The organism is Micromonospora sonchi, from assembly GCF_014646235.1.
Classification (GTDB): Bacteria; Actinomycetota; Actinomycetes; order Mycobacteriales; family Micromonosporaceae; genus Micromonospora; species Micromonospora sonchi.
This window is the reverse complement of the sequence record NZ_BMNB01000016.1, coordinates 108417-132956: the sequence shown is the minus strand read 5'-3', so window position 1 is coordinate 132956 and position 24540 is coordinate 108417. Positions and strand designations below refer to the sequence as shown.

The window sequence follows — 24540 nt, the reverse complement described above, 5'->3', positions numbered from 1 at the left end:
GCTGCACTCCTCGCGCTCACCCTGCTGCCCCCTCCGCCCGCAGGGCCACCAGCCGTGCCGCGGTACGCAGCGCGGCCGAGGTCATGATGTCCAGGTTCCCGGCGTACGCGGGCAGGTAGTGCCCGGCGCCGGAGACCTCCAGGAAGACCGAGACCTGCAATCCGGTGAGGTGCCGCCCGAGCGCCGGCACGTAGGTGTCCACCCGGTCGAACTGCACGTCCTGCTTGAGGCGGTACCCCGGGACGTACTCCTGCACGTCGGCCACCATCGCGGCGACCGAGTCGGCGATGGCGGCCCGGTCGGCGTCGGCGTCCGGGCAGAGGCAGTAGACGGTGTCGCGCATCAGCAGCGGCGGCTCGGCCGGGTTGAGCACGATGATCGCCTTGCCCCGCTCGGCGCCACCGACCACCTCGATCGCCCGGGCCGTGGTCTCGGTGAACTCGTCGATGTTGGCCCGGGTGCCCGGGCCGGCCGAGCGGGAGGCGATAGAGGCGACGATCTCGCCGTACGCCACCGGGGTGACCCGGCGCACCGCGGCGACGATCGGCACCGTCGCCTGGCCGCCGCAGGTGACCATGTTGACGTTCGTCTGGTGCAGGTGCTCGTCCAGGTTGACCGGCGGCACCACGTACGGGCCGATCGCGGCCGGGGTGAGGTCCACCACCGTGCGACCGTGCGCCCGCAGCACCGCGTCGTGGTGCCGGTGCGCGCCGGCCGAGGTGGCGTCGAAGACCAGCTCGACGTCGGCGAACTCGGGCATCGCCAGCAGACCGTCCACGCCCGCCGCGGTGGTGGCCACGCCGAGCCGGCGGGCGCGGGCGAGCCCGTCGGAGGCCGGGTCGATGCCGGCCATGGCCACCATCCGCAGGTTGTCACCGCTCAGCCGGAGCACCTTGATCATCAGGTCGGTGCCGATGTTGCCCGACCCGAGCACCGCCACACCCGTCACGCGGCGACCTCCCTGAAGAAGCAGGTCCGCACCGAGCCCAGGCCGGAGATCCGGGCCTCGTACGCCGCGCCGGGCGTCACCGGCACCATCGGGCCGAGCGCGCCGGAGAGCACCACGTCGCCGGCGCGCAGCGGGTCACCGGCGCGGGCCATGGTGCCGGCCAGCCAGGCCAGCGCGTGCAGCGGGTTGCCGAGGCAGGCCGCGCCGGCGCCGACCGACACCGGCTCACCGGCGTGCTCCAGCACCATTCCGCACAGCCGCAGGTCCACGTCGCCGGGACGACGCGGGGTGGTACCGAGCACGAACAGTCCGCTGGAGGCGTTGTCGGCCACGGTGTCCACGATGGAGATGTCCCAGCCGGCGACGCGCGAGTCGACGATCTCGATGGCCGGCAGCAGGTGGTCCACGGCGCGCAGCAGGTCGGCGGTGGTGACCCGGTCGTCGGGCAGGTCGGTGCCGAGCACGAACGCCACCTCCGCCTCGACCCGGGGCTGAAGCAGCCGACCGAGGCCGATCTCGGCACCGTCGGGCACCGCCATGGTGTCGGTGAGCACGCCGAAGTCCGGCTCGTACACGCCGAGGTTCTCCTGCACCGCCCGGGAGGTCAACCCGACCTTCGCGCCCACCCGGCGCTGCCCGGCGGCCAGCCACTCGCGTACCTGGAGCTGCTGCACCCGATACGCGGACTCGACGTCCCCCTCCGGGATCAGGCGCCCGCGCAGGGGCGGGCAGGGCTTGCCGCTGCGCCGGGCCTCGGTCAGTTCGCGGCTGGCCGCGTCGAAATCAACGGTCATGACATGTCCACACAGACGTTGGTGAGTTCGGAGTAGAAGTCGAGCGAGTGCACGCCGCCCTCGCGGCCGATGCCGGAGGTTTTCATCCCGCCGAACGGGGTGCGCAGGTCGCGCAGGAACCAGGTGTTGACCCAGACGATCCCGGCGTCCAGGCGCGCGCCGGCCCGGTGCGCCCGGCCCACGTCCCGGGTCCAGACCGTCGCCGCCAGGCCGTAGTCGGTGCCGTTGGCGAGCGCGTACGCCTCGTCCTCGGTGTCGAAGGGCGCCACGTGCACCACCGGGCCGAAGATCTCCTCGGTGTTCGTCCGGGCGTTCGGGCCGAGCCCGGTCAGCACGGTCGGCTGCACGTACGCGCCGCCGTCGCGGGCGTCGCCGAAGCGCGGCACCCCGCCGCCGGCGAGCACCTGCGCGCCCTCGGCGCGGGCCAGGTCGTAGTGACCGAGCACCTTGTCCCGGTGGGCGTGCGAGATCAGCGGCATGTTCACCGTCGCCTCGTCGGCCGGCCAGCCGTACGCCAGTTCCCCGGCGCGCTCGACCAGCCGGGCGGTGAATTCCTCGAACACCGGCCGCTGCACGTAGATCCGTTCGGTGCAGAGACACACCTGCCCGCCGTTGGTGAAGCTGGAACGCACCGAGCCGGCGACCGCCGCGTCCAGGTCGGCGTCGGCGAAGACCAGGCCGGCGTTCTTGCCGCCCAACTCGAAGCTGACCGCCTTCACCCCGTCGGCGGCGGTCCGCATGATGGCGCCGCCGGTGGCCGACTCGCCGGTGAAGGTGATCGCGTCGACGCCCGGGTGCCGGGTGAGGAACTCCCCGGCGGAGTCCGGGCCGAAGCCGTGCACCAGGTTGAACACCCCCTCCGGTACGCCGGCCGCGGCCATCACCTCGGCGAGCAGCGTCGCCGAGGCCGGGGTCTCCTCGCTGGGCTTGACCACCACCGCGTTGCCGCAGGCCAGGGCCGGGGCGACCTTCCAGGTGAGCAGGAGCAGCGGCAGGTTCCACGGCACGATCACGGCCACCACCCCGACCGGCTTGCGGACCGCGTAGTTCAGTGCCCGGCCGCCGGTCGGGGTGACGGTGGTGAACGACTCGGTCGGCGTGGTCGCCACGATCTCGGCGAAGGCCCGGAAGTTGGCCGCGCCGCGCGGGATGTCGAGCGTACGGGCCTGCGAGATGGCCTTGCCGGTGTCGGCGACCTCGGCGGCGACCAGATCCTCGAAGCGGCGTTCCAGCTCGTCGGCGACCCGACGCAGCACCTCGGCGCGCTCCCGCTCCCCCATCCGGCCCCACGGGCCGCGCAACGCCGCGCGGGCGGCGGCCACCGCGTCGTCCACCACGGACTCCGCCGCCTCGACCACCTCGAAGACCGGTTCGCCGGTCACCGGGGAGCGTTTGGTGAAGCGGGTGCCGGTGTCGACGAACTCGCCGCCGACGAAGTTGCGCAGCAGGCCGGGCCCGTCCGGTGCCCGTCCGCCCATCAGCCGGGGATCCCATAGCGTCATCGGCGCCTCCCGCGACCGAGGGCCACCGCCGCACCGGCCAGCGCCGCCAGCACACCGGCCGCCACCGCGCCGACCACCTGGTACTGCCGGCGGACCCGGCGCTGCACCTGCGCGTACGGGAGGGTGGCGAAGGAGATCAGCTCGTACTCGGAGACGTACCGGCCGGGCAGCGCCCGCTCCAGGGCGTGCTCGAGCTTCTTGCGGGTCTGGTACACCGGTGAGGCGACCTTGTCCCGCATCTCCACGAAGTTGGTCAGCGCCATCTGGGCGATCGCCTCGGCGTTGTCCTGCCGACGGTGCTGGTAGAGCGGCAGCGCGGCCGACCAGTCGTCGGCGCACTCGTCGAGGCAGCGGTCCAGCTCCACCACGTCCTCGAAGGCGCAGTTCGCGCCCTGACCGTAGAACGGCACGATGGCGTGCGCCGCGTCGCCGAGCAGGCCGACCCGCCCACCGGCCTGCCACGGGTCGCAGCGCACCGTGCCGAGCAGGCCGATCGGGTTGTGCTGGTAGTCGTCGACCAGGTTCGGGGCGAGCGGCGGCACGTCCGGGTAGTGCTGCGCGAAGTACCGCTCGATGGCTGCCCTGCTGCCCAGTGAGGCGAAGCTGGCGGTGCCGTGGGTGGGCCAGAACAGCGTGCAGGTGAAGGAGCGGTCCGGGTTCGGCAGCGCGATCATCATCGAGGTGCCGCGCGGCCAGATGTGCAGGGCGCCGGGGTCGAGCGCGAAGTCGCCGCCGAGCGGCGGGATGGTGAGTTCCTTGTAGCCGTAGTCGAGGAAGTCGGCGCTCTCGGTGAGCAGGTCGTGTTCGAGCAGCTGCCCGCGTACCGCCGAACCGGCGCCGTCGGCGCCGAGCACGACCTCGGCGTTCGCGGTGACCGGGCCCTGCGGGGTTTCGAAGGCCATCTCGCCGGTGGCCGGGTCGAGTCCGACCAGCCGGTGGTCGAAGACCACCCGCACCCCGGGCAGCTTGGCCGCGGCCGCCAGCAGGGCGTTGTTCAACGCGCCCCGGCCGATCGAGTTGATCGCCAGGTCGCCGCCCGCGCTGTAGGGCTGGAGCTGCGGCGCACCCACCACCGGGTGGATCATGCGGCCGCGCATCGGCAGGGCTTCGGCCAGCACCTCGTCGTGCAGCCCGATCCGGCGCAGCGCGTCCAGGCCCCGCTCGGAGAGCGCCAGGTTGATCGATCGCCCCCGCTCCGGCGTCCCGATGCGCGGGTCCGGCCGCCGCTCGTAGAGCGCCACCGGATAGCCCCGACGAGCCAGGAAGCAGGCCAGCAGGCAGCCGGCCAGCCCGGCCCCCACCACGGCGATCTCGTCGCGTCCCGCGCTGAGTTGATGATTCGCTCGCTGGCGCTCGCTCATGCCCCAGCCTCCACGGTCGCGGCCAGCGCGTCGGCGACCCGCCAGCAGTCGTGGTACGTCGAGTAGAGCGGCACCGGGGCGAACCGGACGACGTCCGGCTCCCGGGCGTCGGCGATCACGCCGTGCTCGTGCCGCAGCCGCTTGGTCAGCTCGTTGGCGCTACCTTCGGCGATGCGTACGGAGAGCTGGCAGCCGCGCCGACTCGGGTCGCGGGGGGTGATCACGGTCAGCGGCCGGTCGGCGATCACCTCGTCCAACAGCCGCTCCAGGTAGCCGGTGAGCCGCAGGCTGCGTTCCCGCAGCGCGGGCATGCCGACCGAGTCGAACAGCTCCAGCGAGGTGCGGACCGGGCCCATCGCGAAGATCGGTGGGTTGGAGATCTGCCACGCCTCGACGGTGGCCGGCGGCCGGGACACCGGGGTCATCTCGAAGCGGGTGTCCGCGGCCGTGCTCCACCATCCCTCGAAGCGGGGCAGGGCGGGGTCACCGTGGTGCCGCTCGTGCACGAAGACCCCGGCCAGCGCGCCGGGACCGGAGTTGAGGTACTTGTACGAGCACCAGGCGGCGAAGTCGACGTCCCAGTCGTGCAGGGCCAGTGGCACGTTGCCCGCCACGTGCGCCAGGTCCCAGCCGACGACCGCACCAGCGGCCCGGCCGGCGGCGGTGATCGCGGGAATGTCCATCAGCTCGCCGGTGAGGTAGTTGACCCCGCCGAGCAGGACCAACGCGACGGTGTGCCCCTCGGCCGCCAGGAACCCGGTGACGTCCTCGGTGCGCAGGTTCTCCTCACCGGGGCGCGGCCGGAGCCGGACCACGGTGCTGTCCGGGTCGAGCCCGTGATACCGGGCCTGGCTGCGCACCGCGTAGCTGTCGGACGGGAAGGCGGTGTCCTCGATGACGATCCTGGTCCGTTCGCCGGCGGGCCGGTAGAAGCTGACCATCAGCAGGTGCAGGTCGACCGTCAGCGAGTTCATCACCACGGTCTCCGTGGGCCGGGCACCGACCAGTCGCGCGGCGGGTGCCGTCAGGAACTCGTGGTACGGCAGCCAGGGCCGTTCCCCCTCCAGGTGGCCCTCGACACCGAGCCGGCGCCAGGCGTCCAGGTCGGCCAGCAACTCCGCGCGGGTGGCCTTCGGTTGCAGGCCGAGCGAGTTACCGGCCAGGTACGCGGCATCGGGGTAGCGCCCGCCGCCGGCCGGGGGCACGTGGAACAGGTGCCGGTGCCCCGGATCGGTGTCGTCGAGGTGGTGGGCTTCGGCCTCGCCGAGGCGTGGCGACTCGGTCCCGGTCCTGCTCGTTGTCATCTCTGCTCGCCTCACATCGCCGTCCGGGCCGACCACAGCTCGGGGAAGACCACCCGGGCCATGCTGCGCTGCAACCACGCCAGCCCGGCCGAGCCGCCGCTGCCGACCTTGGCACCCATGGTGCGCTGCACCGCCTTGATGTGGTGGTGCCGCCAGTCGCCGAACTGCTCGGCCACCTCGGTCAACGCCTCGCCGAGCAGCCGCAGGTGGTTGTCCGGGCCGGCGTCGGCGTAGACCCGCACCCAGGCCGCCTCGACGGCGGGGTGCACCTCGTGCTCGGTGGCCACGTCCCGCTCCAGCAGTTCGGCGGGCAGGTCGTGACCGTGTCGGGCGAGCAGGGCGATCACCTCGTCCCAGACGCTCGGCGTGGCCAGCGCGCCGGTCAGCTCGGCGTACACCTCGGTCTGCCGGCGGAACGGCCGGATCAGCGCGGGGTCGCGCAGCCCGAGCAGGAACTCCAGGTGGCGGTACATGGCCGACTGGAAGCCCGAACCCTCACCGAGCAGGTTGCGGAAGCGGTTGAAGTCGGCCGGGGTCATCCAGCGCAGGCCCCGCCAGGCGGCGTTGAGCGCCTCCAGGTGCAGCGCGGCCCGCCGCAGCGGGGCCAGCGCCTCCCATACCCGGTCGGCGCGCAGCAGCCGGGACGTGTCCCGCAGTTCGTGGCAGGTCAGGCCGAAGTACAGCTCCATGATCTGGCTGACCATCAGGAAGGACATCTCGCCCGGGTCGTCGCTCAGCGGCTGTTGCAGCCGGTGCAGCGTACTGGCGTGCACGTACGCGTCGTACGGCACCCGGTCGACGAACTCCAGGGTCGGCTCGCCACCGTTGCGGGCGGCACGGGCCGCGCGCTGCCGTGGCGTGACCGGACGCACCGCCGCCCGGGGGCGCAGCTCGGTCTGCTCCATACGTCCGCTCCTTCCGGCCACCCGTTCCGTCATGATCTCCCGTCCGCTACGCCGGATGGAATGCCTCTTCAACGGCACTCCCGGCGATCGGCCTGCCGAATGAAAGGCGCTGGCCCGGCTCGACCTGTCGCGCGTAAGGTCGAGCGATGGACGAGATGGACTGGGCCCTGCTGCGCGAGTTGCAGGCCGACGCGCGGTTGTCGTTCAGCGAGCTGTCCCGGCGGGTGCACCTCTCGCCGCCGGCCGTGGCCGAGCGGGTACGCCGGCTGGAGGAAACCGGCGTGATCACGGGCTACCACGCCCACGTCGACCTGGCCCGGGCCGGGCGCACGGTGGTCGCGCTGATCCGGATGTCCTGCTACGGCGCGCGGTGCATCCTGCACAACCCGGACGTCGCCGGCTGGCCGGAGATCCTGGAGATCCACCGGATCACCGGCGACGCGTGCAGCGTGCTGAAGGTCGCGGCCGGTTCGATCGGCGAGTTCGAGGCGGTCATCGACCGGCTCGCCCCGTACGGCCAGCCGTCCAGCACCATGGTGCTCTCCACCCCCCTCGGCTGGCGCCCGCTGACGCGGGAGAAGGAAGGGCCCCCTTTTAACGCCTCCGGTAGAGGAAGGGCCCCTTCTTAACACCCGACACCCGCCCCTCCGTCGGGGGTGCCGGGTTAGCCGCGTGGACAGGGGGAAAGCGCCCCGGGTCGCCCCAGCAGGACCGGTACGCCGGTGCCGGAAAGGGAGGATCATGCGGGATCTGCGACCGTACGGAGGCGTGCTCCACGCCTCGTCCGCCATCGTCCGACTGTTCGGGGCGTTCGTCCTGCTCGGGGCCTTCGTCCTGCTCGGGGCGCCACCCGCCCGCGCGGGTGACAACACCTTCATCGAGGTGACGCCGAACAGCGTGCAGGCCGGCGCCCGGGTGCACATCCGGGCCAGCTGCGACAACGCCAACAACCGGCAGGCCGAGGTGACTTCGGACGCCTTCAACCGGGTCTTCCTCCGGCCGGACAACGGCTTCCTCACCGGCGACGTCACCGTCCCGGGCAACAAGGCGGCCGGGGATTATCCGGTGCATCTGCGCTGCAACAACGGCCAGACGGCCAGCACCAGTCTGCAGGTGCTGAACATGGAACAGCCGACCAAGGGCCCGGCGACCGGTGGCGGCGGCACCGCCGGCCGGAGCATGGGCTCGATGCTGCTGCTCGGCGGGGCCACGGCAGTGGCCGCAGCGGTGGTGTTCGGGCTCGTCAGCAGCCGACGCCGGACCGGCTCCTGACCCACCATCGCCATGATCGGCTCCCGCGTACCCGCGCCGGAACCGGGTCCGGGCTCGCCCCGGGCCACCGTCCGCCGCAGGCGCCGCGCCTGGCCGCGGCGGGTGGCCACGGCAGCGGGCCGACTGCGCCGGCTCGCCGCGCAGGTGGGTTCGGCCGGCGTCGCCACACCCGACCCGTCGGCCCCGCCGCTGCCGCCGCGACCGCGCCACACCGGGTCGCCGGGGTTTCGGCGGCGGATCCGCTCCGGCCCGGGGTTGCCCGTGCTGGTGATCGGCGTACTGATGCTGTTGATCATCACGATGCTCGGCGTCGAGCGGCTGACCGGCGTGAGCGTTCTGCCGGACCGCTTCATCGCCGGGCTGGCGCCACCGCCGAAGAAGTTCCCGCTGATGGCGGCGAGCCAGCCGCTCGGCATCGAGATCGGCTCGATCGAACTCGACGCACCGGTGCACAGCGTGGGCATCGCCCCGGACGGCAGCATCGCCGCGCCGACGGCGGCCCGGGCCCAGGAGGCAGGTTGGTACGACCAGGGCCCGACACCCGGCCAGTACGGTCCCGCCGTGATCGTCGGACACGTCGACACCGACACCGGCCCGGCGGTCTTTGCGCACCTGCGGGAGCTGCGCCCCGGGGACCGGGTCGAGGTCGCCCGCTCGGACGGCTCGGTGGCGGTCTTCGAGGTCGACCGGGTCGGCCGGTACGACAAGGAGAAGCTGCCGGCGGACGAGATCTTCGGCGACTTCAGCCGGCCCCAGCTGCGGCTGATGACCTGTGGTGGCCGTTGGGTGGGCGGGGCGACCGGCTACGCGGACAACGTGGTCGTGTTCGCCTCGTTGGTCGAGGCACGGTGAACTCCCGGCGGGGCCGTCAGGCGGCTTCGGCTTCGCGCAGGTCCAGCCAGTCGGCCCAGCGCGGATCGGGAGCGCGGTGGCCGAGTACGCGCCACGCGATCCCCTTCGGCGCGGCCGGCGGTGCGGGCAGCCGCCAACCCAGCTCGGCCGGGGTCTTGTCGCCCTTGGTGTGGTTGCACCGGGCACAGGCGGCCACCACGTTCTCCCAGGCGTGCCGACCGCCCCGACTGCGCGGGAAGACGTGGTCGATCGTCTCGGCCGGGCCTCGGCAGTAGGCGCACCGCCAGCCGTCCCGGGCGAAGATCGCCCGGCGGGACAGACCCACGTGCGTGCGGTACGGCACCCGGACGAACCGGGTGAGCCGGACGACCGAGGGCACCGGCAGCGCGCTGCGGGCGCTGTGCAGGATGCCGTCGCCGTCGGCGACACAGACCGCCTTGGCGGAGAGCACGAGGATCGCGGCCCGACGTACCGATACGACACACAGCGGCTCGTAGGTGGCGTTGAGAACCAGCGCGCCGGAGCCCACCGTGGGTCGTATGTCAGGCATCGCGTCACCCTCCCGGTCAAGCGGCTGTCAACTCGCCACCGCCGACCGGTGTCGGACACAGCCCACACCGCGCCGACGCCGGCCGAATAACCGACGTCCGTTGCGCCAATCGTCCCTGATCGGACCCGCGATTGCACGCACTAATCCGGGGTACCTGGCGGAGCTTTCGACGTTGGCGCCGGCCGCGCGGCCCGCGTCACCCGCTCGGTGGGTCGATGGCGGGTCCGCCGGACGGTTGCGGTACGAACACAGGCGTGACCCTCAGCATGCCCAGCGGCGTACCAGTCACGCCGAGCCCGTCCCCGACCTCGCCCCCGACCGAGACCGTCGACGTCCCCAGCCCGGAGTGCCTCACCGAGAGCCTGAGCCTGTGCAAGTGGGCCTGGGAACTGACCGGCTCGGTGTGGTTCGCCGAGGGCAGCTACTGGATCCTGATCAAACCGCTGCGGATCATCCTGATCCTGCTGCTGGCGGTGGCCGCCCGGTGGCTGGTGCACCGAACGATCCGGCGGCTGGTGCGGACCACCAGCGACTCCGGGGTACCCACCATGCTCCGCCCGCTGCGCGAGCGCATCCCGTCCGCCGCCGTCGAGCCCGGCGAGTTCGTCCCCGAGCGTCGCCGGCAGCGCGCCGAGGCGATCGGTTCGGTGCTGCACAGCATGAGCACCGCCTTCATCTTCGGCATCGCCCTGCTGATGGTGCTCAAGGAGTTCAGCTTCGACCTGGCGCCGCTGCTGGCCAGCGCGGGCATCGCCGGTGTCGCCCTCGGATTCGGCGCGCAGAGCCTGGTGAAGGACCTGATCGCGGGGCTGTTCATGCTGATCGAGGACCAGTACGGCGTCGGCGACACCGTCGACCTCGGCGAGGCGACCGGCGTGGTCGAGGCGGTCGGGCTGCGGGTCACCACCGTACGTGACGGACGGGGCGTGCTCTGGTACATCCGCAACGGTGAGGTCGTCCGGGTGGGCAACAAGAGCCAGGGCTGGGCGCTGGTGGTGGTCGACCTGCCGATCGGCTTCGCCGGCACCGAGGAGGCCAACGCGGTGCTGCGTACCGCCGCCGCCTCGATCGCGGCGGATCCGGAACTCGCGCCGTCGATCGTCGAGCCGCCGCAGGTGCTGGGCGTCGAACAGATCACGGTGGAGGGAACGGTGATCCGGACGGTGGTCAAGACCACCGCCGACGGGCAGGGCGCCGTGGCCCGGGAACTGCGCCGCCGGCTCGCCGAGGCGCTGGAGAACTCGGGCATCACGGCGCGGATCGCGGCCGGGCGTGGTTTTCCCGGCGCGACTACCCACGGAGACTCCGAAACCGATCGGGGCGAGGCTCGGTAACCCGACCGACGGCGGGGTCGCGGCCGAGCGGCCCCTCAGGTATCGTCCGTTCGGTTCAGTCGGAGATGCGACGATCTAGCCGTTCGCCCTAGCCAGCTGTCAGACAATCGGGCAGAATCCGGTGCACGCGCTCCCCAGAGCGTGGTCACGTCCTCGCTGATCGGTTGATCTGACGATGGCACCGGGGCAGCCATCACGAGTGGCACGCTGCCGGGGCGATGGAGGCGATGGTGTCGGACGAGCAACCTCCTCAAGAAGGGCCAGCCACCTTCCGGGAGGTTTTCGCCCAGGGTGAGTACCGTGCCGTTTTCACGGCCGCAATGCTGACCTGGATCGGCGATTACGTCGCCAAGGCGGCGGTCACCCTCCTCGTCTACCGGGAGACCGAGTCCGTCGCCCTCTCCGCCGCCGCCTTCGCGGTCAGTTTCCTGCCCTGGCTGATCGGCGGGCCACTGCTCGCCGCCGTCGCCGAGCGGCACAGCTACCGGCAGGTCATGGTGGTCTGTGACCTCTTCCGCGTGGCGTTGATGCTGCTCATCGCCATCCCGGGCATGTCGGTGCCGGCGATCCTGGTGCTGATCTTCCTCGCCACCCTGGCCCATCCGCCGAGTCAGGCCTCGCGCTCCGCGCTGACGCCGCTGATCCTGTCGAAGGAGCGGCTCGTCCTCGGGCTCTCGCTCATCACCAGCGGAGGGCAGGCCGCCCAGGTCGTCGGCTATCTGCTCGGCGCCGCCGTGGCGGCGTTCAGCCCCTCCGGGGCGCTGCTGCTCAACGCGTGCGCCTTCGCCGCGTCGGCCCTGATCATCCGGTTCGGCGTCAACGACCGTCCGCCGGCGATGACCAGCAAGCACCGCAGCCATCTGCTGCGGGAAACCGCCGACGGGTTCAATCTGATCTTCCGCACTCCGGTGCTACGGGCGATCGCCGTGCTCGTCTTCAGTGCCGTGCTCTTCTCCATCGTGCCCGAGGGGCTGGCGGCGGCCTGGGCCAACGAGCACGCCGACCGGATGAACGCGGGAGCGGCCCAGGCCCTGATCATGGCAGCCAGCCCGGTGGGCTTCATCCTCGGCGGCCTGGTGGTCGGGCGGGCCCTCACGCCGGCCCGCCAGCAGGCACTGCTGCGGCCACTGGCCGTCCTGGCCCCGCTGGCCCTGGTGCCCGCGCTGCTCGATCCACCGCCGGTGGTGGTGGCACTGCTCGCTGCCGTCTGCGGGTTCGCGGTCGCGGGCATCCTCCCGGTGTCCAACGGCCTCTTCGTCCAGGCCCTCCCCAACGGCTTCCGCGCCCGGGCGTTCGGGGTGATGGCCACGGGCCTCCAGGTGATCCAGGGTGCGGCGGTGCTGGTGACCGGGCTGCTCGCCGAGCGGTTCCCGATCCCGGTCGTGGTCGGCGTGTGGAGCACCGTCGGCGTGGTGCTGATGGCGTTCGTCGCCCGGAGCTTTCCGGACCAACAGACCGTGGCGGCTGCCATCGATGCCGCCGGACAGGGCCCGACCGGCGCCGCCGGGGCGCAGCCGCCCTCCGGTGACCCGGGCCCCGAACGCGTGGGACCGGACCGACCTCGGCACGCGGTGACCTGAACCACCGTCCGCAGGACCGTCCCGGCCCGGCCGTCCACCGGCGAAGCCTGGCAGGATGGAATGGTGAATCCCGCAGCTGAGTCCGAACCCCGCGGCGAGGCGGTCACGCTGTTCGACGCCGTCGGCGGCGAGCCCACGTTCCGCAAGCTGGTCGACGAGTTCTACGCCGGCATCGCCACCGACCCGCTGCTGCGCCCGTTGTATCCGGAGGAGGATCTGGGCCCGGCCAACGAGCGGATGCGGCTCTTCCTCATGCAGTACTGGGGTGGCCCAAACACATACTCCGCCCAGCGGGGTCATCCCCGGCTGCGGATGCGGCACGCGCCGTTCCGGATCGGCCCCGCCGAACGCGACGCCTGGCTGCGCCACATGCGTCGCGCCGTCGACAGCCTCGATCTGCCGCCGGCGATCGCCAGCGAACTCTGGAACTACCTGGAGCGCGCGGCGTACTTCATGGTCAACGTGATGGAGGACCCGGCCGGACCCGCGTGACCCGGCCGGACCCGCGTGACCCGGCCGGACCCGCGTGACCCGGCCGGACCCGCGTGACCCGGCCGGACCCGCGTGACCCGGCCGGACCCGCGTGACCCGGCCGGACCATCGGCGTCAGAGCAGGGCGCCCTCGTCGTGCAACCAGTCGACGAAACTCGTCGCCACGGCGGCCCCGCAATCGAGCAACTCGACCAGGAGCGCGTCGTGGGTACCTGCGGCGAGCGGCACCTGCAACTCGGCGTAGATCGGCAGTTGGCCCCGCTCGGTGGCGTCACCCACGTACGCCTTGCAGAAGCGTCGGGTGTGGTTCCACTCGTTGACCACCCGGTATGCCCGGTCCGCCCAGTCGGGCGGCACGGTGGCGTGCGGTCGGGCCCGTAGCACGAGGATCTCGTCCTCCGGGCCCTCCAGTGCGACCAGCACGGCGTGCCGCTCCCACATGGCCAGCAGATTGCCGTCACCGTCGGCGAGATAGCGCACGTCGAGCAGGTCGAGTGCGTCGCAGATCCGGCGCAGGGTGACCGGTTCGACGGTGGCCGGCATGTCGGCGATCAAGTGATGCTCACCGCCCGGACAGTCGTCCCCTGGCTTACGGGGCGTTGGCGGTCCGACTCGGACAGCCTCCTCCACCGTGATCCTGCTTCGAATTTCCGCGTCGCCGCCACTGGCGGGACCAGGGCGCCATGACCACCACGGCATCGCTCGCGCACCTCACTCCCCAGCGGATCCAGTCGCCTACGGTGGGTTGGATCCGAGGATGGACGGTACCCGGACAGCCGGTGCGAAGCATCCCCCCAACGCCAGCCCCAGGCCGGAATGACGATAGGCGGTCATCCGTTCGGATGAGCCCCGGCGGGTCGTACGACAAGATCAGCGGCCTTCTGCGACCAGACGGCTCCGTACGGTCCCACCAGGCCGACCCATCGGCCAGTCGCGCGGACGTGGACCTCGTCCGGGCCGGGGGAACCCCCGGGACCGAGAAACCCCATCCGGATCAGACCCTGCACCGTCCGCTGGGTCACCGGCACCGGGTGCTCCGGTTCGTCGTTGGGAGTAACCACCACCGCGACGTGGTCCAGCAGGGCGTCGCGCAGCGCCCGCTGCCCGACCGCCCGGCCGGCGATCCCGTGCGTGCCCGCCGTGCGCAGGGTGTCGGCCGCCGCCTCGGCGAGCCGGCGCAGCTCCGCGCCGGGCAGCGTCTCGATCCGCCGACTGGCCGGCGGCGGGAGCGGCCACCGCCACCGGGCGTCGTGGCGGGCCGGCAGTGCGCTGCGTCCGGCCGCCAGCTCGGCGAGCAGCTGCCCGGCCTCGACGGTGACGTCGCCGGCGCCCGCGCCGGCCACCGTGCGGACCGCCAGCACCCCCCAGGGCAGTCGGGCCCAGAGGGCGGTATGTGCCGGCGTACCGGCCGGACGCAGCCGGACCAGCGCGGCGCGCTCCAGCCGGACGAGCCGGGCCAGGAACGTCTCGGCGTCGGCGACGCTCTCGATTCCGTGCCGCGCACCGGCACCGATGCCGCTCACGCGGCGTACCCGAGCAGGAAGGTGCGCTCCTCATCGCTGAGCCGCCGGGGCAGCTGCCGGGCCAGGTCGAACGGAACCAGCACCGAACTCGCCCGGCTGACCAGCAGCTCGCCGTCGTACATCTCGTAGCCCAGGGTGAAGGAGCCGGTCCGGACCTGCTCCACCCACATTTCGATCCGTACGGTGGGAGCCGCCTCGTCGGTGGCCCGGCTCAGGGCGTAACCGACCGGGCGCAGGTAGTCGATCTCGTGTCGGCGGATCACCACGCCGTCGGCGAACGAGTCGACGCCCTGCGCCCGGGCACCGACGAACATCAACGCCACCCGGGCCTCCTCGTAGAGGGTGAGGAAACGGGCGTTGTTGAGGTGGCCGTAGGCGTCAAGGTCGGACCACCGCAGGGTGCACTCGAAGACGAACCGGTCAGCCACGGGTATCGGCCCCGGTCAGTCGCGGGTCAGCTTGCGGTACGTCACCCGGTGCGGCCGGGCCGCTTCGGCGCCGAGCCGCTCGATCTTGTTCTTCTCGTACGCCTCGAAGTTGCCCTCGAACCAGAACCACTTGGCCGGGTTCTCGTCGTCGCCCTCCCAGGCCAGGATGTGCGTGGCGACCCGGTCCAGGAACATCCGGTCGTGGGAGATCACCACGGCGCAGCCGGGGAACTCCAGCAGCGCATTCTCCAGGCTGGACAGCGTCTCCACGTCCAGGTCGTTGGTCGGCTCGTCGAGCAGGATCACGTTCCCGCCGATCTTGAGCGTGAGGGCCAGGTTGAGCCGGTTGCGCTCGCCACCGGAGAGCACCTTGGTCGGCTTCTGCTGGTCCGGCCCCTTGAACCCGAAGGCGGCGATGTACGCCCGGGACGGCATCTCGACCTTGCCCACCATGAGGTGGTCCAGCCCGTCCGAGACGACCTCCCAGACGGTCTTGTCGCCGGCCAGGCCCTGCCGGTTCTGGTCGACGTACGACAGCGAGACCGTCTCACCGACCTTGACCGAGCCGTCGGTCGGCTGCTCCAACCCGACGATGGTCTTGAACAGGGTGGTCTTGCCGACGCCGTTCGGGCCGATGATGCCGACGATGCCGTTGCGGGGCAGCGAGAACGACAGGTTGTCGATCAGCACCCGGTCGCCGAAGCCCTTGGTCAGGTTGTGCGCCTCGATGACCGTGTTGCCCAGGCGCGGGCCCGGCGGGATCTGGATCTCCTCGAAGTCCAGCTTCCGGGTCTTCTCCGCCTCGGCGGCCATCTCGTCGTACCGCTCGAGACGGGCCTTGGACTTGGTCTGGCGGGCCTTGGCGTTGGAGCGGACCCACTCCAGCTCGTCGGAGAGCCGCTTCTTCATCTTGGCGTCGCGGCGCCCCTCGACGGAGAGCCGGGCCGCCTTCTTCTCCAGGTAGACGGAGTAGTTGCCCTCATAGCCGATGGCCCGGCCGCGGTCGAGCTCCAGGATCCAGTTGGCCACGTTGTCCAGGAAGTACCGGTCGTGGGTGATCGCCAGCACGGTGCCGGGGTACTTGGCCAGGTGCTGCTCCAGCCACTGCACGCTCTCCGCGTCCAGGTGGTTGGTCGGCTCGTCGAGCAGCAGCAGGTCGGGCGCCTCCAGCAGCAGCTTGCAGAGCGCCACCCGGCGCCGCTCACCACCGGAGAGCTCAGTGACGTCGGCGTCCGGCGGCGGGCAGCGCAGCGCGTCCATCGCCAGCTCGAGCTTGGAGTCGATGTCCCAGGCGTCGGCGTGGTCCAGTTCCTCCTGGAGCTTGCCCATCTCCTCCATCAACTCGTCGGAGTAGTCGGTCGCCATCTGCTCGGCGATCTTGTTGAACCGCTCCAGCTTGGCCTTGGTCTCCGCGACCGCCTCCTCGATGTTGCCGAGGACGGTCTTGCTGTCGTTGAGCGGCGGCTCCTGGGCCAGCATGCCGACCGTGTAGCCGGGCATCAGCCGGGCCTCACCGTTGCTCGGCTGGTCCCAGCCTGCCATGATCTTGAGGAGGCTGGACTTACCGGCGCCGTTCGGACCGACCACCCCGATCTTGGCGCCCGGCAGGAAGCTCAGCGTCACATTGTCGAGCACGACCTTGTCGCCGTGCGCCTTGCGCGCCTTTTCCAGGACGTAGATGTACTGGGCCACGGTGCGGGCTACCTCCGTCGGTTGCGATCGCCGAATTGCGTGGTGCGGGGCGCGGGCCGCGCCGCCACCCGCCGCCGCCGGCCGGGAGCCGGCCGCGCGCACGCCATCCTCAATCCTGACAGGTACGCGGCCTCGCGCCCACATCGCCCCGCCCGGACCGCCGTGGCGGCGGGGTGGCGGGGTGGCGGAGACCACTGACGAGGCACCTGTCACCATGATCACGCCGGCGCTTCGGCCAGTCTGGGACGGGTACGTGACTCCGGCACGGGGGATCAGACACCGCGGCTACGCTCAGTACGCTCATCGCGGTGGACCCGTCAGCACCCGGAGGTGGCCGATCGTGACCGTCCGTAGCTCCTTTGTCGTAGTGGCGAACCGCCTGCCGGTCGACGAGGTGAGCACACCCGAGGGACGGCAGTGGCGGCGCAGCCCGGGCGGGCTGGTCACCGCGCTGCACCCCGTCCTCGCCGAGCATCACGGCACCTGGGTCGGCTGGGCCGGCGGCACCGGCGCCGCGCCCGAACCGTTCGATCTGGAGGGGATCCGGCTGCATCCGGTGCCGCTGAGCGCCGAGGAGTTGGAGCGTTACTACGAGGGCCAGTCCAACGCGACGATCTGGCCGCTCTACCACGACGCCGTCGAGACGCCCGCCTTCAAGCGCCGCTGGCGGGAGGCGTACCGCCTGGTCAACGCCCGGTTCGCGGAGGCCGCGGCGGATGTCGCGGCCGAGGGCGCCACGGTGTGGGTGCAGGACTACCAACTTCAACTGGTGCCGGCGATGCTCCGGGAGTTGCGCCCCGACCTGCGGATCGGCTTCTTTCTGCACATCCCCTTCCCGCCCATCGAGTTGTTCATGCAGATGCCTTTCCGGAGTGAGATCCTGCGCGGGCTGCTCGGCGCCGACCTGGTCGGCTTCCAGCAGCGGCTCGCCGCGCAGAACTTCGTCCGGTTGGCCCGGCATCTGCTCGGCCTGCGCTACGAGGGCCAGATGATCCAGGTGGACGGTCGCCAGGTGAAGGCCGGCGCGTTCCCCATCTCCATCGACACGCAGGAGATGGAGCGGCTGGCGGCGGACCCGGCGATCCAGGCCCGGGCCAAGGAGATCCGCGAGGAGCTGGGCAACCCCCGGACGATCGTCCTGGGGGTGGACCGCCTCGACTACACCAAGGGCATCGAGCTGCGACTCAAGGCGTTCCGCGAACTGCTGGCTGACGGAAAGTTGACAGTGCCGGACGCCGTCATGGTGCAGGTCGCCACACCGAGCCGGGAGCGGGTCGAGCACTACCAGGCACTTCGGGTCAAAGTCGAGCGCGAGGTGGGCCGGATCAACGGCGAATTCGGCCGGGTCGGCGTGCCTGCGGTGCACTATCTGCATCAGTCGTACAGTCGCACCGAGCTGGCTGCGATGTACGCCGCCGCCGACGTGATGATGGTGACCCCGCTACGAGACGGTATGAATCTGGTGGCCAAGGAGTACGTCGCATCCAGGGCGGACCACGGGGGCGCACTCGTACTCAGTGAGTTCGCCGGCGCGGCCACCGAGCTGCGTCAGGCGTTCCTGTGCAACCCGCACGACCCGGACGCGGTCAAAGACGCCCTGCTCCGGGCCGTACATGTGGAGAAGCCGGAGGCTCGTCGCCGTATGCGGACCATGCAACGCCATTTGCGCACCCACGATGTGGGGCACTGGGCGAAGTCCTTCCTCACCGAACTCGGTGTGCCCGACATGGAGGCGCCGTGAACGCCGTCTCGAACGAGATCATCACGCCGGCGGCCGGCAGCATGGATCCGGAGTTGCGGGCCGCCATCGGGCGGATCGCCCGGGTGCCGCAACTCCTGGTCGCCTGCGACTACGACGGCACGCTCGCGCCGATCGTGGCGGACCCGAGCAAGGCCGTACCCCTGCCGGAGTCGGTCGCGGCGGTGCGCGCCCTGGCCGCGCTGCCGCAGACCACGGTGGCCGTGGTCTCCGGGCGCGCGCTGCGTGACCTGGCCGCGCTCTCCCGGCTGCCCAGCGAGGTCCACCTGGTCGGCAGCCACGGCTCCGAGTTCGACATCGGCTTCGTCGAGCGACTCTCCCCCGAGCTGATCGCCGTGCGCACCCGGCTCCGGGAGGCGCTGCGCGAGATCGCCGCAGCCCACCCGGGCGTACGACTCGAACGCAAGCCGGCCAGCGTCGCCGTACACACCCGGGGGATGGACCCCCAGATCGCCGCCACGGCCATCGAGGCGGTCCGCAACGGCCCCGCCACCTGGCCGGACGTCACGGTCACCCAGGGCAAGGAAGTCATCGAGCTCTCCGTGGTGGCCACCCACAAGGGCACCGCGGTCGACCAGTTGCGCACCCAGCTCTCGGCCAGCGGGGTGCTCTTCATCGGCGACGACGTCACGGACGAGAACGCCTTCGGCAACCTCACCGGCCCCGATGTCGGCATCAAGATCGGGCCGGGCGAGACCAAGGCCGGCTACCGGGTAGCCGAGCCGATCGAGGCGGCCCGGGCGCTCGGGCTGCTCCTGGAGACCCGCCGGCACTGGCTCTTCGGCGAACGCGCGGTGCCGATCGAGCGGCACTCGATGCTGGCCAACGGGCGTACGGTGGCGCTGCTCACGCCCGACGCGAAGGTGACCTGGCTCTGCAACCCCAAGCCCGACTCGGCGGCGATCTTCGCCGACCTGGTCGGCGGCAGCCCGGCCGGGCACTTCAGCGTCGCCCCGGAGCGCGGCGGCATCCCGCTGGGCCAGCGCTACCGCTCCGGCACGATGACCGTGGAGACCCGCTGGTCGGGGCTGACCGTCACCGACTGGCTGGACAAGCCCGACCCCAAGGCCACGCCGGACGGTCCGGCGATCATCTCCGGGGACTCCACCCTGATCCGGGTGCTCACCGGCACCGGCCGGGTCCGGGTGGAGTTCGCCCCCCGGCCGGAGTTCGCGCAGGTCGCGGTGCAGCTGCAACCGCTCGGCGACGGTCTGCTGGTGCTCGGCTCCAACGAGCCGGCCGCGCTCTACGCCCCCGGTGTGCAGTGGGAGGTGAGCAACGACGGCGGGTACGCGAGCGCCAAGGCGGTGGTGGACCTCACCGCGCTCGGCGGGCAGGTGGTGCTGGAGCTGCGCTTCGGCACGCACAGCCTGGAGCACCACCGGCTGCCGATCCACGAGCGCCAGGCCGCGGCGGAGCGACCCTGGAAGGAGTGGGTGTCCACGCTACGGCTGCCCACCACCGCGCGGGATCTGGTCGCCCGCAGCGCGCTGACGCTGCGGGGGCTCTGCCACGAGGCGACCGGTTCGATCCTGGCCGCGGCGACCACCTCGCTCCCCGAGGAACTGGGTGGCGTCCGTAACTGGGACTACCGCTACTGCTGGCTGCGCGACGCCGCGATGACCGCCCGGGCGCTGGTCGACCTGGGCTCGATCACCGAGGCCGAGGCGTTCCTGCGCTGGGTCGACGGCTGCGTGGAGCGCACCGGAGGGCACCCCGAGCGGCTGCACCCGCTCTACACGGTGGACGGCTACGAGCTGGGCGCCGAGGCCGTCATCGACACCCTGCCCGGCTACGCCGGCTCCCGGCCGGTACGCGTCGGCAACCTCGCCAACCACCAACTCCAGTTGGACGTCTTCGGCCCGATCGCCGACCTGATCGCCGCCACCGCCGACGTGCGCGGCTCGGTCCGGTCCGAGGAGTGGCGGGTGCTGGAGAACATGGTCGAGGCGGTCCGCCGCCGCTGGCACGAGCCGGACCACGGCATCTGGGAGGCCCGGCTGCCACCCCGGCACCACATCTTCTCGAAGGTGATGTGCTGGATGACCGTCGACCGGGCGCTGCACGTCGCGCGCCAGCACGGCGGCGGGGACCGGTCGGAGTGGGTGGAGCTGCGCGACCGGATCGCCGCCAACGTGCTCGAGTACGGCTGGCACGAGCACGCCGAGGCGTACAGCGTCGCCTACGGCGACGAGGAGATGGACGCCTCGTCGTTGTGGATCGGCCTGTCCGGCCTCCTGCCCGGTGACGATCCGCGCTTCCTCTCCACCGTGCTGAAGATCGAGGCGGATCTGCGCAGCGGCCCGGTCGTCTACCGCTACCACTGGGACGACGGCCTGCCCGGCCGCGAGGGTGGCTTCCACATCTGCACGTCGTGGCTGATCGAGGCGTACCTGCGCACCGGCCGGCGCACCGACGCTGAGGAGCTGTTCCTCCAGATGATCGACACCGCGGGTCCGACCGGGCTGCTGCCCGAGCAGTACGACCCGCTCGCCGAGCGTGGGCTGGGCAACCACCCGCAGGCGTACAGCCACCTCGGGGTCATCCGGTGCGCCCTGCTGCTGGACGACATGCTCAAGGCCTGACCCTAGGTCGCGCTGGGTTTCGCCGGAATGGCGGTATCCGCACCGTTGGGATACCGCCATTCCGGCGAAACGGAGCCGGCTCGGTCAGGCCGGGGCGAGTGCGGCCACCACGTCGCCCACCACGACGACCGCCGGTGGGCGCAGCCCCGCGGCGGCCACGTCGGCGGCGACCCGACCCAGCGTCGAGCGGACGACCCGTTGGGCACCGGTGGTGGCCTCCTGGATCACGGCCGCCGGGGTGTCCGCCGGCCGGCCGTGTTCGAGCAGCGTGCCCGTGATCACCGGCAGGTTCTTCATCCCCATCAGGATCACCAGCGTGCCGCGCAGCCGGGCCAGCGCATCCCAGCGCACCAGCGAGGCCGGCGAGTCGGGCGCGACGTGCCCGGACACCACGGTGAACTCGTGCGCCACCGCCCGGTGGGTGACCGGGATGCCCGCCGCGGCGGGGGCGGCGACCGAGCTGGTCACGCCCGGCACCACGGTCACCGGTATCCCGGCCGCCGCGCAGGCCAGCAACTCCTCACCGCCGCGACCGAAGACGTACGGGTCGCCCCCCTTGAGTCGCACCACCAGGGCGCCGGCCCGCGCACGGTCGACCAGAATCGAGTTGATCTCTTCCTGAGCGCGGGACGGGCCGTACGGGATCTTGGAGGCGTCCACCAACTCCACGCCGGACCGCAACTCGTCCAGCAGCAGGCCCGGCACGAGCCGGTCGGCCACCACGACGTCGGCCTCGGTGATCAGCCGCCAGCCCTTCACGGTGATCAGTTCCGGATCGCCGGGGCCGGCACCGACCAGGGCGACCCGCCCCGCGCCCGCGCCACCCGCGCCGCCGGAAGTGTTAAGAGGGGGCCCCTCCTCTACCGAATCCGTTAAAAAGGGGCCCTTCCTTGCATCCAGGAGGGTGCGGATGGCGTCGCGGACGGTCATCGCGCGGCGTGGGTCGCCACCGCCGAGGACCGCCACGGTGACCGGGCCGTGCCGGGTCACCGCCGGAGTCCAGGCGCTCGCCGCCTGCCGATCGTCAGCGCGTACGCAGAAGATGCGGCGGGCGTCGGCGGCGGTGCTGACCGTGGCCGCGGCGGCCGGGTCGTCGACGGCGACGTGCACCAGCCAGGCGCCGTCCAGATCGTCGGGGGTGAACCGGCGCGGCAGCCAGCGCAGTCGCCCGGCGTCGGCGTGGGCGCGCAGCGCCGGACTGATCTCCGGCGCCACCAGAAGCACGTCCGCGCCCGCGTCGAGCAGTGCCGGCACCCGTCGGGTGGCAACCGCCCCCCCGCCCACCACGACCACCCGCCGGCCGGTCAGCCGGAGCCCGAGCGGATAGGGATTCGCCGTCACTTCTCGACCACCCCGGCGGAGTCGAAGGTGGCCACCTCGTGCAGCACCCGGACCGCGCCGGTGACCACCGGCAGGGCGAGCAGCGCACCGGTGCCCTCGCCCAACCGCAGCCCGAGGTCGATGAGCGGGGTGAGGTCGAGCCGCCGCAGCGCGACGGTGGCACCCGGCTCGGCGGACCGGTGACCGGCGATCATCGCGCCGACCGCGTCGGGGGCGAAGGCCACCGCGGCGAGTGCGGCGGCGACCGCGATCACCCCGTCCAGCAGCACCGGAACGCGACGCGCGGCGGCCCCGAGGAGCAGCCCGGTCAGCGCGGCGTGCTCCAGGCCGCCGACGGCGGCCAGCACGCCCAGCGGGTCCGCCGGGTCGGGGTGGTGCCGGCGCAGCGCGGCCCGCACCACCTCGATCTTGTGCTGGTACGTCGGGTCGTCGACCCCGGTGCCCCGACCGGTCGCCTCGGCGGCGTCGACCCCGGTGAACGCGGCGATCAGCGCGGCGGCCGGAGTGGTGTTGGCGATCCCCATGTCGCCGGTGAGCAGGATGCCCGCCCCGGCGTCGACCAGTTCCCCGGCGGTCCGGATGCCGACCTCGACCGCCGCCCGCGCCTCGTCACGGGTCAGCGCGGCGGCGACGGTCATGTCGCGGGTGCCCCGGCGGACGACGGCGCTGACCAGCCGGGGCACATCGCCCGGACCGCCCGGACCGGCCACGCCGCCGGCACCGCCCGCACCGGCCGCACCGCCTGGACCGGCCGGGCCGTCTTCCGGGGTGGGCAGCGGGTTGGCCACCCCGACGTCGACCACGGTCACCGAGGCACCGGCCTGCCGGGCGAACGCGTTGACCACCGCGCCGCCGGCCAGGAAGTTGCCGACCATCTGAGCGGTGACCTCCTGCGGCCAGGGGGTGACCCGCTGGGCGTGCACGCCGTGGTCCCCGGCGAAGATCGCCACGGCGGCCGGGGTGGGCAGCGGCGGCGGGCACGCCCCGGCCAGGCCGGCGAGGCGTACGGAGAGCTCCTCCAGTGCACCGAGCGAGCCGGCTGGCTTGGTCAACCGGGCCTGCAACTGCCGGGCCGCGGTCATCGCCGGCTCGTCGAGCGGAGCGATCTCCGCGATCGTGGTTTCCAACATCATGTCTCCAGGATCTCTGCCAGCACGGTGGTGAACGCGTCGGTGGTCGACCGGTCCCGCACCGCGATCCGCAGCCAGTCCGGGCCGAGCCCCGGGAACGTGTCGCCCCGGCGTACCGCCCAGCCGCGTCGGCGCAGCTCGACCCGTACCTGATCGGCACCGGGCCGGTGGATCAGCACGAACGCGCTGGCCGGGCGGCCGGCGACGCGTACCCCGGGCAGGGCGGACAGCCGGGCCACCAGGTGGTCGCGGTCGGCCGCGAGTCGCGCGGCGATGGCGCGCTCGGCCCGGACCGCCTCGGGGCTGGCGCAGGCGGTCGCGGCGGCCAGGGCCGGTGTGCCGACCGCCCAGAGTGGCTGTACGGCGGCCAGTCGCTCCAGCAGCGCGGCCTCGCCGAGCAGGTAGCCGATCCGCAGCCCGGCCAGGCCCCAGGTCTTGGTGAGGCTGCGCACGACCAGCAGTCCGGGCAGGTCCCGTCGGGCCGCCAGCGACTCGGGCTCGCCGGGTACGCCGGGCGCGCAGGTGGTGTCGGCGAACGCCTCGTCGACCACCAGCACGCGGCCCGGCCGGGCCAGGGCGGCCAGGTCGGCGGCGGGGTGCAGCACCGAGGTGGGATTGGTCGGGTTGCCGATCATGACCAGGTCGGCGTCGGCGGGGATGCGGTCCGGGCGCAGCCGGAACCCGTCCGCCGGGTCGAGCAGCACCCGCTCGACGGGGTGGCCCGCAGCCCGCAACGCCGCCTCCGGTTCGGTGAACTGCGGGTGCACCACCACCGGCCGGCGTGCCCCGCGCAGCGCCTGGGCGAGCAGCACGAAGCCCTCGGCGGCACCGGCGGTCAGCAGCACCTCGGCCGGTGGCCGGCCGTGCCGGGCGGCGACGGCGGCCCGCGCCGGCCGGGGGTCCGGGTACGCCGCGAGGTCGGCGAGCGATGCCGTGATCGGCCCGGCCAGCCAGCTCGGCTGCGGGGCTTGCCGCACGTTGACGGCGAGGTCGACCAGGCCCTCGCCCACCTCCGCGTCGCCGTGGTGGGCGAGATCGACCAGGTCCTGGCCCGCCCGCGCGTCGCCGGGGGGATCCGGCTCGGCCGGCGACGCGGCGGAGGCTCCGGTCAGCTGAGCGTGCATGACCGCGATCCTGCCGGGAAGCCGGCGCGGGGGACAGCCGCCCCGGGGGTGGGCCGCATCACC

General features: G+C 72.4%; 22 protein-coding genes. 8 read left to right on the top strand and 14 right to left on the bottom strand.

Annotation, left to right across the window (positions count from 1 at the left end):
- Positions 1 to 16: 16 nt before the first annotated feature.
- The 6 genes from IEY61_RS18315 to IEY61_RS18290 are packed head-to-tail and all read right to left on the bottom strand — an operon-like array spanning position 17 to position 6815.
- Entirely contained in the window at positions 17 to 949 is a 933-nt protein-coding gene (locus IEY61_RS18315) for an acetaldehyde dehydrogenase (acetylating) (RefSeq protein WP_268240660.1), read from the bottom strand.
- A complete protein-coding gene (locus IEY61_RS18310; RefSeq protein ID WP_189045932.1) occupies positions 946 to 1743 on the bottom strand; it encodes a 2-keto-4-pentenoate hydratase in 798 nt (265 codons plus the stop codon). The genes IEY61_RS18315 and IEY61_RS18310 overlap by 4 nt, the downstream gene beginning before the upstream one ends.
- Positions 1740 to 3221, bottom strand: coding sequence for a 2-hydroxymuconic semialdehyde dehydrogenase (locus tag IEY61_RS18305; protein ID WP_189046019.1), 1482 nt, complete (start codon positions 3219 to 3221; stop codon positions 1740 to 1742). The genes IEY61_RS18310 and IEY61_RS18305 overlap by 4 nt, the downstream gene beginning before the upstream one ends.
- A gap of 20 nt (positions 3222 to 3241) precedes the next feature.
- Positions 3242 to 4606, bottom strand: a complete 1365-nt coding sequence (locus IEY61_RS18300; protein ID WP_189045930.1) for an FAD-dependent oxidoreductase — start codon at positions 4604 to 4606, stop codon at positions 3242 to 3244.
- On the bottom strand, positions 4603 to 5910 hold the full coding sequence (gene kynU / locus IEY61_RS18295; protein WP_189045928.1) for a kynureninase: 1308 nt from the start codon (positions 5908 to 5910) through the stop codon (positions 4603 to 4605). Before kynU ends, IEY61_RS18300 begins: the two co-directional genes overlap by 4 nt.
- An 11-nt stretch (positions 5911 to 5921) precedes the next feature.
- Positions 5922 to 6815, bottom strand: a complete 894-nt coding sequence (locus IEY61_RS18290; RefSeq protein WP_189045926.1) for a tryptophan 2,3-dioxygenase — start codon at positions 6813 to 6815, stop codon at positions 5922 to 5924.
- Between the two features lie 146 nt (positions 6816 to 6961).
- On the opposite strand from IEY61_RS18290, the gene IEY61_RS18285 reads away from it, so the two are divergent.
- The 3 genes from IEY61_RS18285 (at position 6962) to IEY61_RS18275 (ending at position 8939) form a co-directional block, all read left to right on the top strand.
- Positions 6962 to 7444 (top strand): Lrp/AsnC family transcriptional regulator, encoded by a 483-nt coding sequence (locus IEY61_RS18285; RefSeq protein WP_189045924.1) that lies wholly within the window; start codon positions 6962 to 6964, stop codon positions 7442 to 7444.
- 112 nt (positions 7445 to 7556) lie between these two features.
- A complete protein-coding gene (locus IEY61_RS18280; protein WP_229706013.1) occupies positions 7557 to 8087 on the top strand; it encodes a hypothetical protein in 531 nt (176 codons plus the stop codon).
- Positions 8088 to 8099: 12 nt separating this feature from the next.
- Positions 8100 to 8939: a class F sortase gene (locus IEY61_RS18275; RefSeq protein ID WP_189045922.1), complete on the top strand. Its 840-nt coding sequence runs from the start codon at positions 8100 to 8102 to the stop codon at positions 8937 to 8939.
- Between the two features lie 16 nt (positions 8940 to 8955).
- On the opposite strand, the gene IEY61_RS18270 is transcribed toward IEY61_RS18275, so the two are convergent.
- Positions 8956 to 9489, bottom strand: a complete 534-nt coding sequence (locus IEY61_RS18270) for an HNH endonuclease (RefSeq protein WP_189045920.1) — start codon at positions 9487 to 9489, stop codon at positions 8956 to 8958.
- A gap of 254 nt (positions 9490 to 9743) precedes the next feature.
- On the opposite strand from IEY61_RS18270, the gene IEY61_RS18265 reads away from it, so the two are divergent.
- The 3 genes from IEY61_RS18265 to IEY61_RS18255 all read left to right on the top strand — a co-directional run bounded on the left by IEY61_RS18265 (position 9744) and on the right by IEY61_RS18255 (position 12895).
- Positions 9744 to 10823, top strand: a complete 1080-nt coding sequence (locus IEY61_RS18265; protein WP_373293174.1) for a mechanosensitive ion channel family protein — start codon at positions 9744 to 9746, stop codon at positions 10821 to 10823.
- A 227-nt stretch (positions 10824 to 11050) separates the two neighbouring features.
- Positions 11051 to 12403 carry an MFS transporter gene (locus tag IEY61_RS18260; RefSeq protein ID WP_189046013.1) on the top strand — a complete coding sequence of 451 codons (1353 nt, stop codon included), beginning with the start codon at positions 11051 to 11053 and terminating at the stop codon, positions 12401 to 12403.
- A 60-nt stretch (positions 12404 to 12463) separates the two neighbouring features.
- Positions 12464 to 12895 (top strand): globin, encoded by a 432-nt coding sequence (locus tag IEY61_RS18255; RefSeq protein WP_189045918.1) that lies wholly within the window; start codon positions 12464 to 12466, stop codon positions 12893 to 12895.
- 114 nt (positions 12896 to 13009) lie between these two features.
- On the opposite strand, the gene IEY61_RS18250 is transcribed toward IEY61_RS18255, so the two are convergent.
- From IEY61_RS18250 to ettA, 4 genes are all read right to left on the bottom strand, one after another.
- Positions 13010 to 13594, bottom strand: a complete 585-nt coding sequence (locus IEY61_RS18250; protein ID WP_189045916.1) for a type III secretion system chaperone family protein — start codon at positions 13592 to 13594, stop codon at positions 13010 to 13012.
- A gap of 131 nt (positions 13595 to 13725) precedes the next feature.
- Positions 13726 to 14418, bottom strand: a complete 693-nt coding sequence (locus tag IEY61_RS18245) for a DUF8185 domain-containing protein (protein WP_189045914.1) — start codon at positions 14416 to 14418, stop codon at positions 13726 to 13728.
- Positions 14415 to 14846, bottom strand: a complete 432-nt coding sequence (locus tag IEY61_RS18240) for an acyl-CoA thioesterase (protein ID WP_189045912.1) — start codon at positions 14844 to 14846, stop codon at positions 14415 to 14417. Before IEY61_RS18240 ends, IEY61_RS18245 begins: the two co-directional genes overlap by 4 nt.
- A 15-nt stretch (positions 14847 to 14861) precedes the next feature.
- Positions 14862 to 16538, bottom strand: a complete 1677-nt coding sequence (gene ettA / locus IEY61_RS18235) for an energy-dependent translational throttle protein EttA (RefSeq protein ID WP_189045910.1) — start codon at positions 16536 to 16538, stop codon at positions 14862 to 14864.
- Positions 16539 to 16878: 340 nt separating this feature from the next.
- Here ettA and IEY61_RS18230 point away from each other — a divergent pair, with 340 nt between their 5' ends.
- Entirely contained in the window at positions 16879 to 18279 is a 1401-nt protein-coding gene (locus tag IEY61_RS18230; protein WP_189045908.1) for an alpha,alpha-trehalose-phosphate synthase (UDP-forming), read from the top strand.
- Positions 18280 to 18320: 41 nt separating this feature from the next.
- Positions 18321 to 20882, top strand: a complete 2562-nt coding sequence (gene otsB / locus IEY61_RS18225) for a trehalose-phosphatase (protein ID WP_189046011.1) — start codon at positions 18321 to 18323, stop codon at positions 20880 to 20882.
- An 84-nt stretch (positions 20883 to 20966) separates the two neighbouring features.
- Here the strand turns inward: otsB and cobA are convergent, their stop codons facing one another.
- The 3 genes from cobA to cobC are packed head-to-tail and all read right to left on the bottom strand — an operon-like array spanning position 20967 to position 24477.
- Entirely contained in the window at positions 20967 to 22223 is a 1257-nt protein-coding gene (gene cobA / locus IEY61_RS18220) for a uroporphyrinogen-III C-methyltransferase (protein WP_189045906.1), read from the bottom strand.
- Positions 22220 to 23353, bottom strand: coding sequence for a nicotinate-nucleotide--dimethylbenzimidazole phosphoribosyltransferase (locus IEY61_RS18215; RefSeq protein WP_189046009.1), 1134 nt, complete (start codon positions 23351 to 23353; stop codon positions 22220 to 22222). Before IEY61_RS18215 ends, cobA begins: the two co-directional genes overlap by 4 nt.
- Entirely contained in the window at positions 23353 to 24477 is a 1125-nt protein-coding gene (cobC, locus tag IEY61_RS18210; protein ID WP_189045904.1) for an Rv2231c family histidinol phosphate aminotransferase CobC, read from the bottom strand. Before cobC ends, IEY61_RS18215 begins: the two co-directional genes overlap by 1 nt.
- Positions 24478 to 24540: the final 63 nt, after the last annotated feature.

Coding starts and splice junctions, on each gene's coding strand:
- IEY61_RS18310 (WP_189045932.1), bottom strand. CDS start 1,743: ATGACCGTTGATTTCGACGCGGCCAGCCGCGAACTGACCGAGGCCCGG.
- IEY61_RS18305 (WP_189046019.1), bottom strand. CDS start 3,221: ATGGGCGGACGGGCACCGGACGGGCCCGGCCTGCTGCGCAACTTCGTC.
- IEY61_RS18300 (WP_189045930.1), bottom strand. CDS start 4,606: ATGAGCGAGCGCCAGCGAGCGAATCATCAACTCAGCGCGGGACGCGAC.
- kynU (WP_189045928.1), bottom strand. CDS start 5,910: ATGACAACGAGCAGGACCGGGACCGAGTCGCCACGCCTCGGCGAGGCC.
- IEY61_RS18290 (WP_189045926.1), bottom strand. CDS start 6,815: ATGGAGCAGACCGAGCTGCGCCCCCGGGCGGCGGTGCGTCCGGTCACG.
- IEY61_RS18285 (WP_189045924.1), top strand. CDS start 6,962: ATGGACGAGATGGACTGGGCCCTGCTGCGCGAGTTGCAGGCCGACGCG.
- IEY61_RS18280 (WP_229706013.1), top strand. CDS start 7,557: ATGCGGGATCTGCGACCGTACGGAGGCGTGCTCCACGCCTCGTCCGCC.
- IEY61_RS18275 (WP_189045922.1), top strand. CDS start 8,100: ATGATCGGCTCCCGCGTACCCGCGCCGGAACCGGGTCCGGGCTCGCCC.
- IEY61_RS18270 (WP_189045920.1), bottom strand. CDS start 9,489: ATGCCTGACATACGACCCACGGTGGGCTCCGGCGCGCTGGTTCTCAAC.
- IEY61_RS18260 (WP_189046013.1), top strand. CDS start 11,051: ATGGTGTCGGACGAGCAACCTCCTCAAGAAGGGCCAGCCACCTTCCGG.
- IEY61_RS18255 (WP_189045918.1), top strand. CDS start 12,464: ATGGTGAATCCCGCAGCTGAGTCCGAACCCCGCGGCGAGGCGGTCACG.
- IEY61_RS18250 (WP_189045916.1), bottom strand. CDS start 13,594: ATGCCGTGGTGGTCATGGCGCCCTGGTCCCGCCAGTGGCGGCGACGCG.
- otsB (WP_189046011.1), top strand. CDS start 18,321: ATGGATCCGGAGTTGCGGGCCGCCATCGGGCGGATCGCCCGGGTGCCG.
- IEY61_RS18215 (WP_189046009.1), bottom strand. CDS start 23,353: ATGTTGGAAACCACGATCGCGGAGATCGCTCCGCTCGACGAGCCGGCG.
- cobC (WP_189045904.1), bottom strand. CDS start 24,477: ATGCACGCTCAGCTGACCGGAGCCTCCGCCGCGTCGCCGGCCGAGCCG.